The 8,655-nt window shown below is 66.3% G+C and carries 8 protein-coding genes; 6 read left to right on the top strand and 2 right to left on the bottom strand.

What is annotated here, in order from left to right; translation table 11 throughout:
* On the bottom strand, positions 1 to 927 hold a 927-nt coding region (locus tag VIM19_05445), incomplete at its 3' end, for a DUF4082 domain-containing protein (protein HEY5184347.1).
* Between the two features lie 304 nt (positions 928 to 1,231).
* Between VIM19_05445 and VIM19_05440 the strand changes: the two genes are divergently transcribed.
* A complete protein-coding gene (locus tag VIM19_05440) occupies positions 1,232 to 1,972 on the top strand; it encodes a PIG-L family deacetylase (protein HEY5184346.1) in 741 nt (246 codons plus the stop codon).
* Positions 1,973 to 2,001: 29 nt separating this feature from the next.
* Here the strand turns inward: VIM19_05440 and VIM19_05435 are convergent, their stop codons facing one another.
* On the bottom strand, positions 2,002 to 2,715 hold the full coding sequence (locus VIM19_05435; protein ID HEY5184345.1) for a hypothetical protein: 714 nt from the start codon (positions 2,713 to 2,715) through the stop codon (positions 2,002 to 2,004).
* A 114-nt stretch (positions 2,716 to 2,829) separates the two neighbouring features.
* Here VIM19_05435 and VIM19_05430 point away from each other — a divergent pair, with 114 nt between their 5' ends.
* The 5 genes from VIM19_05430 to VIM19_05410 all read left to right on the top strand — a co-directional run.
* Positions 2,830 to 3,576, top strand: a complete 747-nt coding sequence (locus VIM19_05430; protein ID HEY5184344.1) for a hypothetical protein — start codon at positions 2,830 to 2,832, stop codon at positions 3,574 to 3,576.
* Between the two features lie 53 nt (positions 3,577 to 3,629).
* Positions 3,630 to 4,985 carry an O-antigen ligase family protein gene (locus VIM19_05425; GenBank protein HEY5184343.1) on the top strand — a complete coding sequence of 452 codons (1,356 nt, stop codon included), beginning with the start codon at positions 3,630 to 3,632 and terminating at the stop codon, positions 4,983 to 4,985.
* A gap of 220 nt (positions 4,986 to 5,205) precedes the next feature.
* A complete protein-coding gene (locus VIM19_05420; GenBank protein ID HEY5184342.1) occupies positions 5,206 to 6,555 on the top strand; it encodes a nucleotide sugar dehydrogenase in 1,350 nt (449 codons plus the stop codon).
* Between the two features lie 41 nt (positions 6,556 to 6,596).
* A complete protein-coding gene (locus tag VIM19_05415) occupies positions 6,597 to 7,790 on the top strand; it encodes a glycosyltransferase family 4 protein (GenBank protein HEY5184341.1) in 1,194 nt (397 codons plus the stop codon).
* Positions 7,791 to 7,893: 103 nt separating this feature from the next.
* The coding region (locus VIM19_05410; GenBank protein ID HEY5184340.1) for a nucleotidyltransferase family protein at positions 7,894 to 8,655 on the top strand (762 nt) is incomplete at its 3' end.

The raw sequence follows: 8,655 nt of genomic DNA, 5'->3' as shown, positions 1-8,655 counted from the left end.
CCCGGAGATGTCCAGCCCGCTGACCACCGCACCCGCCGTCGAGACGGTGTAGTCACCACTGACCGCCTTCAACACCGTCCCCGCCGGAACCCCCGTACTCGACCCGCCCGGGAAGGCGCCGGTACTCACCGGTATGACCGGCGCCGGGTTGTTGACAGCGGCCGGCGACGTCGGCGCGGGAACCGACAAGGTCTGGGTCGGGCTCGGCGTCGGGCTCGGGGTGGCGGCCGTCGAGTCAGTCCGGGTTGTCGGACCCGTGGGGCTGGCGGTGCCGACAGCGATGGAAGGTGTGGGACTGCGCGTTGGGGTTGCCGAAGCCTGGGTTGCTGCCGCCGGAGCGGCCGGGTGGTTCGGGCTGGCGAGACCTGTCGTCTGGGCCGCGCTGCCCGCCACAGTGGTCTGGAAGACGACATCAACCCAGTAGTTGCTGCTCTTGTAGGTGGCCGTGGGGAAGCCAGTCGATCCATACCGGTAGACGCCAGCACCCGTGGCCGGAACCCGGAACGCGGGCGACGTGAGGGCGCGGAACGGGAAGTTCTGGGTCACCGCGTAGCGGCCGAAGGCGGCGTGGTAGGACACGACGTAGGAGGCTCCGGCCTTCACCCGGAGGGGTGAGGCGAACCGGGCCTCCTGCCAAGCAGAGGGGGTCTCGCCGGTGAACGTGACCGATCGCAGTTTCTTGCCCGTGAGGCTCCACAGCGTGCCGGTGTGCGTTCCGGTGTTGCCTGCCCCCTTGTAGAACCGAATCCCCGTCAGTTCTCCAGGAACTGCCACGTTGAACCGCAGTCCGAGCTCGACCGAACTCGCGTCGGTGGAGGCTGCCACAGCCGGGCGTTCAGTGGACGCAAAGATCGTGGCTGTCGGGACGGTCACCGCGCCGGCCCGCTTCACCACCGCGAAGCCGGTTATGCCGACCAGGAGATACACGGCGATCACCAAGGCCAGGCGGCTTGCGGAGGCATGACGAAGCAGGGAAAGCGACACGATCGAACACCTTTCGTGTTGGCCCCCCCAGGACCGATACGGGACCTATCGGTCGCTTGCCCTGTCGACTTGAGTTCCGGACTCACCCGCTGCGCGCCGAGGACCACCCGTGGCTTGGCATACTGAGCTGAGGCATCAGTCGGCGAAAGTGCGCCGTGAGCGACGGGAGGCTGGTGTGGGGTCGCGCGACCAGGTGGAGGTTCTGCGACGCTGGGCTCGTGCGGGACTCGGTGCCCGTGCTCGCGACGTGACAGCGCAGACAACCTCTCGCTCCTGCCTCGTCGTTGCGCCGCACCCGGATGATGAGACAATCGCCTGCGGGGCGACGATCTGTCGCAAGACCGCGGCCGGCGCCGATGTAACGATCGTGGTGGTGAGTGACGGATCACGCTCGCACGACTCGCAAGCGCTGACGCTGGAGGAGATTCGCGCGATCCGCAAAGCGGAGGCCGATCAGGCGGCTGAACGCCTCGGAATCAGTGGGCCAGTCCGTTTCCTCGGCTTCGAGGACGGAGCACTGCCGTCCGTGGTCGGCCCCGTGGCTCATCGGTTGGGTGAGTTGATCTCGGAACTGCGCCCCGACGAAGTATTCTCTCCGCACGTGGCCGAGCCACATCCCGACCATTCGGCGGTGGCTTCGGCGGTGCGTCAGGCGGTGGCCTCATCGGAGATCGCACCCGCTCTGTGGGAATACGGCGTATGGATGTGGTCGGCTTGGCCCTGGTCCGGCCAGGGCGGTCTATCCACGAGGGTGCGCGAGCCGTGGAGGCCTCTATTCACGAGTTCAGTCGTCCGCGTCTCCACCTCGGGTCGCCTTGAGTGCAAGAGACATGCGCTGGACGCGTACGCCAGCCAGATGACCCAGTTCAGGGGCTACTCGGACTGGAAGCCGCTTCCAGCGGCCTTCCTGGCCAGGTTCTTCGAACCGTATGAGCTGTTCTTTCCGGTCCCCAATCCTTCCGTGAAGTCCGTCGGCGAGACTGGGTGAGTGAGGACCGCAGGGGCGTCGGGTTTGACTCAGGCGCTCGCCGTGGCCGGAGTTGATCCCACTCTCCGTTGCCTGGGGTGGCTCGCCGAGTCCTGATCGACGCGGGACTTCCGAAGCCGATGGCGCGCAGTTCCCACGATGACGAAGGCGGCGGTCATTGCGAGCACCATGATCGCCGCCAGTGCTCGGCTCTTGCGTCCTTGGAGGGTTATCGCGCCGGACGGTTGAGTGAGCAGTCGGGCCGTGATCCAGGACTTCTCGGGAGCTCCGGCCGCCCTCTGGATGGCGGTCAGTTGACCAGTCATGGCGGACAGCAGCAGCCCAACGGTCCGGTTAGCCCGGTTGGGGTCTTTGTCGCGGACCGTGATGAAGACGTTGGGGACTTTGAAGATGTGCACCCATTGGTTGCCGTCATCCTGGAGGCGAACCTGGTAGTCCTCGCTGGCGCCTTGGGCTGCCAGCAGACTCGCCGAAGACGAGGAGGTGACGTGCTGCACTACCGCGCCCGCCGTGATGGCCAGTGACTTGGGGTAGTAGGTGAACGGGTTCGGAGAGTCTGAGTTGGGGACCAGGAAGACCACGGTGGTGTCGGATTCGTACGTGCGAGGTTGAGTCATCACCAGGAAGCCGCCCAAGCTGAACAGGGACAATGCCACGAAGATTCCGAAGGTGATGCTCGCCGTCACGCGCAACAGAAGTGGGGGCTTGCGCTCCCCGGCGTCTCGATGGCTGGCCCTGGCCACGAGGTGATTCTCGCACAGGAAGAGGAGGCAGCCCACGCGATCGCGTGGGCTGCCCTGAGGAACGCTCGACCACGGCTTTGCGTTGGGCTGTTCAGTTGAATCTGCGATGGGGCCGTGCAGGGCGGCCTGTTCACTGAGAGCATCATGAGTAGCAACCAGGGATCCAGGGGGAGCAGTATGGCGATTAGCGACTCGGCGCGGGTGCTGCGGCAGCGCTGGTACGTGCTGCTTGTCGGGTTCTTGCTGACTGCAGGTGCGACCTACGCCGTATTCGCCTCTGTGCCGGTGCCGCAACAGTCGACCGGCCTGGCTCTGCTCCTGGAGCCACCGACGGCAAGGGCGCCGAATCCGTACCTGTCCTTCGACTCGGCTTTGAATACCACCGCGGAGTCCCTGGCGAGGGCCGTGAGCGCCGATCCCGTCTTGTTGGACCGGCTCCGCACGGAGTTCTCGGCGAGCAAGTACACGGTGGCGGGTGACTCCCTGTCGGGGCTGCCGTTCCTGGCCGTGACCGTCGAGTCCACCGCCGGGTCCGACGCGGCGAACGGTGCCCGTGGGCTGATCTTCCAGACCATGACCGCGCAGCTCGACCAGATGCAGGCGAACGTATCTGCGCCACCGGCCAGCCGGGTGGTGATGACCGTTGTGGCCAAGAGCGACCATACTCAGCCGGTGCGCAAGACGCTGCTCCAGCTGGGGCTGGCCGTAGCTGCCGTCGGACTCGCGGTCACGTTCACGGTGCCCTTCCTCCTCGAGTTCTCCCGCAAACGCAGGAACGGCACGCGCGACGAGCACCCTGATCTCGACGATCCCGTTGAGGGATGGTCAGACTCTGGCCAATTCACCAGCGCCCGGGCCTAGCGGCGTTGGGGGTGGCTTCGGTCAAACCCGGTGACACCGTCAGGTTCCTGACGGTGTGGCTGGTGCTGCTCATGGTGATCCCGGCGCGTCTGGTCATCGCACCGCTGGGCGCCGCGGGAGCACCAGCTCTCCTGCTTGCTGTTGGCGGGCTGTTCTGGTGGCTGAACATGAACCTGTTGTCGGGCCGAATCCTGCGGCCGCGGCCAGAACCAACCTTGATCCTGGTAGCTGCGTTGGTCACAGCCGTTCTGTGCAGCTACGTCGCGGCGATGACTCGGCCGATCGACGGGCTCGAGGTCCGCGCCGCGGACCGTGGCGTGATCAAGATCGTTGCTTGGGCGGCGGTCGTCCTGCTGACGGTGGACGGGATCGCAACCCGGGACCGGCTGGAGACGCTCCTGCGTCGATTCACCGTGCTCGGCTCGGTGGTCGCGGCCGTCGGTGTGGTCCAGGCGTTCTCCGGGGTGGACGTGACTCGCTACATCATCGTCCCCGGCCTGTCCGCCAACTTCGAGTACGCGACGTTGCTGAGCCGCGGAGGGCTGAACCGTCCCGCCGGCACAGCGACCCACCCCATTGAGTTCGGCGTTGTCATGGCCATGGTTCTCCCCATCGCTCTGCACTTCGCCCTGTACTCAGAGCCCAGCGCGCGACTTCGGCGCTGGATCATGGTCTTGCTGGTGGGCTTGGCCATGGCTTTGTCGGTCTCCCGGTCGGCGATCGTTGGCGAGGCCGTCGCCTTTCTCATCCTCTTCGTCGGCTGGCCGGCCAGGCGTCGGCTCATTGCCCTGCTGTTTCTTCCGTTCGGCGTGGTTCTTGTCCGACTTGCCGTCCCCGGACTGGTAGGGACGCTGCTCAATCTGTTCACGGGGATCAGCACTGATCCAAGCGCCGGCTCGCGGGTTAGCGCGCTGCCGCTGGCGATGTCCTTTGTTCGGGCAGCGCCGGTCTTCGGTCGAGGGTTCGGCACCTTCCTTCCCAGCTACGTCATCCTCGACAACCAGTACCTGGGCTTCCTCATCGAGACCGGTGTGGTGGGGCTGCTGCTCCTGCTTGCGTTTCTGGCGTCCGGCGTGTGGGCCGGCCGTGCGGGCGCGCTCGCCAGCCCCGATGCAGCCGGACGCGACTTGGGCTACAGCCTCGCCGCAGCGAGCGCGGTGCCGTTGGTCACGTTCGTGACCTTTGACGCATTGTCGTTCCCCATGGCGGCCGCCCTCGGGTTCTTCGTGGTGGGCAGCGCCGCCGCGTTCGCTCGCATTCAGAAGGGGCATCCCGCCGTCATTGCCACCCCGGGCATTCGTGTGTTCAGCGTGGCTGCGCTTGCGCGCTTGCGCGCGCGGCACCCATCGACGGGGTCGGCAGAACGGTCGCCAGAGCCGGTCGAGGCATCGGACGAGTCGACGCACTGAGCAAGCGACAGCGAGTGCTCGGGTGACTACAACAAGTGACCGCAGTGACCTGCCCTGCCCATGCGGGCTCAGGCATCCGCGGAGGCATCATCGGGCGTTCGGTCAGTCTTTGCCCGCGCAGGTAGCGCTGCCCAACGGCTTGACTAATGTCGTGATCGACCGAGTTCGCGGCGGGTCTCCGCCCGAGGGTTGGCCAGTGCGTCGGAGGGGGCGACTGTAGATGAGGGTCACGGTGTTCGGGATGGGCTACGTGGGCTGCGTGACCGCTGCCTGCCTGGCAAACCAAGGGCACGAGGTCGTGGGCGTCGAGCCCAACGTGAGCAAGTTGCATCGCCTGGCCGAGGGACGCAGCCCGATCGCGGAGCCGGGTCTGGACGAGCTCGTCGGGTCCGTTACCGCGGCCGGTCGGCTGTCTGTGACCTCGGACGCGCGGGCGGCATTGGATGGAGCTCAGGTCTCGCTGGTGAGCGTCGGCACCCCGTCCCGTCCGAATGGCAGTCTTGACCTCTCGTTCGTTGAGTCCGTCTGCTCAGACATCGGTCGGCTGATCGCCGACCGCGAGGACTACCACGTCGTGGTGATTCGAAGCACCATGCTTCCGGGTTCGACGACTCAGGTTGTGATCCCCGCGCTTGAACGAGCGAGCGGCCGCATCGCAGGCAAGGACTTCGGGGTCGCCGTGTGCCCTGAGTTCCTCCGCGAGTCGAGCGCCATCCGGGACTTCTACTCGCCGCCGTTCACCATATTGGGCAGCAGCGACCCCAGGTCCCTGACGATGCTACGCGAGCTGTTTGCCTTCCTGAGGGCTCCGGTCCGCGAAGTCGACCCGGGCACCGCCGAAGCGCTCAAATACGCGTGCAACGCCTTCCACGCTGTGAAGGTGACCTTCGCCAACGAGATCGCACGGTTCTGCAGCGCCTCCGACGTGGACCCACGTCAGGTCATGGACGTCTTCGTCGAGGACCAGGAGCTGAACATCTCATCGAGGTACCTCCGGCCTGGCTTCGCCTTCGGTGGCTCCTGCTTGCCCAAGGACATTCGGGCGTTGACCCACCGGGCGCGGACTCAGGACGTGAACCTGCCGATGCTCTCGGCTCTTCTGCCGAGCAACCGGGTGCACATCGACCAAGCGGTCTCAATGGTCCTGGAGACGGGAGCGCGACGCGTCGCGCTGATGGGTCTGAGCTTCAAGCCGGGCACGGACGACCTGCGTGAGAGCCCGTTCGTGGCGCTTGCCGAGAAGCTGATCGGGAAGGGGATTGACCTCAAGATCTACGACGAGCTCGTCAACCCGGAACGACTTCTCGGCGCAAACAGGGCGTACTTCGAAACGCACCTTCCGCATCTCATGCGCGGACTCGCTGACACCGCTGAAGAGGCCCTTGACGAGGCGCGTTGCGTCGTCCTGGCGACCACGGACCCGGTCGTCATGGATGCGCTGCTTCTCGGTCCCGCCGTCCCCGTCATCGATCTGTCCGGGGGCTTGTCGCACGAGCTTGAGATCAACCTTGCGGACCGGAGCCCGATCGCCGTCGGCGAGGTTCCGCCCTTCCAGGGCCTTGCCTGGTGAGGCGCCGCGACCCCTCCAAGCCCCCTCGGGTTTTGCTGATTGTGCAGAACCTGCCGCTCCCCGGCGACCGACGAGTCTGGCTGGAGTGCCAGGCGTTGAAGCGAGCCGGCTATGAGGTGGCAGCGATCTCCCCGGCGGGACCGGGGGACCCTCGCGAGACGACACTCGATGGCGTCCGGCTCTACCACTACCCCCCCGCTCCGGCGACCGGCTCGGTCGGGAGCTTCGTCTATGAGTTCGCCTATTCGTGGCTGCAGACCCTGCGTCTTGCATTGAGGGACTACCGACGCAACAGGTTCGACGTCATCCAGGCCTGCAACCCGCCGGACACGTACTTCGCTCTCGCCCTCTTGTTCCGCCCCCTTGGTGTCCGTTTTGTGTTCGACCAGCACGATCTGTGTCCGGAGGTCTACGAGTCGAGGTTCGACCGGCCGAGACCTGCCTTGCGCCGAGGGCTGCTGCTGCTCGAGTGGGCCACTTATCGCACCGCTGCGCACGTGATCTCGACCAACGAGTCATACCGCGCCAACGCTCTCGGTCGTGGGCGGAGGAAGCCGCGACAGGTGACCGTGGTGCGTACCGGTCCCGACGAGTCCCGCATGCACCGAGGACCTGCGCGGCCGGAGCTGCGGAACGGCCGACGGCACCTCGTCGTCTACGTGGGCGTTATGGGACCCCAGGACGGGGTGGACGTCGTCGTTGACGCTGTGGACCACATCGTGAACGATCTCGGGCGGACCGACGTGCAGTTCGCGATCCTCGGCGCCGGCGACTGTTGGTCCGAGCTGCGCTCACGGATCATGCGCCTCCAGTTGGACGACGTCGTGACCATGCCGGGCCGGGTCAGCGACGAGCTGTTGTTCGACTACTTGTCGTCGGCCGACGTTGGATTGTCGCCGGACCCACCTTCGCCTTTGAACGACGTGAGCACGATGAACAAGACCATGGAGTACATGGCATTCGGATTGCCGGTACTGGCCTTCGACCTCAAGGAGACCAAGGTGTCCGCCGGTGCCGCCGCTGAGTACGTGGTCGGGGACTCCACCGAGTACGCGATCGCCCTCCTCAAGCTTCTGGACGACAACGAGCGTCGACGACAAATGGGCGAATTTGGTCGGCAGCGGGTTGAGCAGGTTCTCGCCTGGCGGCACCAGGAAGAGGGGTACGTCGGAGTCTTCGACGGACTATTGGGTTCTCCGGCCCGACGCGTGAACCATGCAGCGATCATGGACTGATCGGAAGGGTCCGATCGGGACCGCGTTGGCCGAAGCGGTGCGGCCGCCGGGAGCACCTGGCCGAGCCCGGCTCCGACGGGTCGCGAGGTCCGACGCCGCCGGCTTGGTCGAGGCGGCCGTCCGGCACGGAGTAGCCGGGTACCTCCAGCTCGCGATGGCCCGGGATCCAGTCGCCCTCAGCGCGCTCGCGAGGGAGGGTCTTAGCGATGTCTGTCGGGCGCAGTTCGCTCGGCATGTTCGGCTCAGCGCCGAACTCGTCCAGGTGGGCCACCTTCTGGACGAGCGCGACATCCCCTGGGTCTCGTTCAAGGGACCCGTGCTGGCGGAGACAGCGCACCGGAGGCCGGACCTGCGCGCCTACGTCGATCTGGACCTCCTGGTGGACGGCGAGGACCTCCCGCTCGCGCTGACCACGCTCGAAGACGCCGGATGTCGGCTGCTGGAACGCAACTGGCCCCGCATGGGCCACCTTCTGCCCGGGCAGGTGCACCTTCTCACGCCCGCGCAGACCCTCCTCGATCTGCATTGGCACGTCCTTGACGACCCGGCTCTGCGCCGCGATGCGCGCATGGACTCCTCCACGTTGATCAGTCGATCGAGGCCCGTGGCACTGCCAACTGGCCCGGTGCCCACGTTCGACCCAGCCGACACTGTCGTTCACCTGTGCGTCCATGCCGCCCAGTCAGGAGGCAATCGCTTGATCTGGCTGGTGGACATCGACCGGGCCCTGGCCTTGACCGGGCTGGACGAGGTCGTCGACCGCGCCCTCGAGATGCGCGTGGGACCCGCCGTCGAGGTCATGCTTCGTCGGGCAAGGGCTGTCCTCGGAACTCCGGTCGCTACCGGACAGCTACGCCGGCTCGTG

This window comes from Actinomycetes bacterium (assembly GCA_036510875.1).
GTDB lineage: Bacteria > Actinomycetota > Actinomycetes > Prado026 > Prado026 > DATCDE01.
Note: the sequence above shows the minus strand (reverse complement) of the source record. Positions and strands in the feature narration are given on the sequence as shown.